This window comes from Pseudomonas sp. 43(2021) (genome assembly GCF_017490805.1).
Classification (GTDB): Bacteria; Pseudomonadota; Gammaproteobacteria; order Pseudomonadales; family Pseudomonadaceae; genus Aquipseudomonas.
This window is the reverse complement of sequence record NZ_JAFGYJ010000219.1, coordinates 1-551: the sequence shown is the minus strand read 5'-3', so window position 1 is coordinate 551 and position 551 is coordinate 1. Positions and strand designations below refer to the sequence as shown.

Genomic DNA, 551 nt, shown 5'->3' with positions numbered 1-551 from the left:
GGTCTATTCCGGCCATCAGTTCGGCGCCTACAACCCACGCCTCGGGGATGGTCGCGGGCTCCTGCTGGGCGAAGTGATCAACGACGCGGGCGAGCATTGGGACCTGCACCTCAAGGGCGCCGGCTCGACGCCCTATTCGCGCATGGGCGATGGCCGCGCCGTGCTGCGCTCGTCCATCCGCGAATTCCTCGCCAGCGAGCACCTGTATGCGCTCGGCATCCCGTCATCGCGGGCCCTCTGCGTGACGGGCTCGGACACCGTCGTCTACCGCGAGCGCCCGGAGCGCGGCGCCATGCTGATGCGCCTGGCGCACAGTCACGTGCGCTTCGGTCACTTCGAATTCTTCTATTACACGCGCCAGCACGAAGCGCTGCGGACGCTACTCGATCCCGTCGTGCAATGGCCCTCCCCCGACTGCCTGGAGCACCCCGAGCCGTACACCTTCTTTTTCCGCGCCGTGCTCGCAAGGACCGCCGCGATGATCGCGCACTGGCAGGCCTACGGCTTCTGCCACGGCGTGATGAAACCCGACAACATGTCGATCCTCGGCA

At 66.8% G+C, this 551-nt stretch carries 1 protein-coding gene; it reads left to right on the top strand.

Translation table 11 applies throughout. The features are described from left to right. The coding region (locus tag J5M71_RS26850) for a protein adenylyltransferase SelO family protein (RefSeq protein ID WP_207838537.1) at positions 1–551 on the top strand (551 nt) is incomplete at both ends.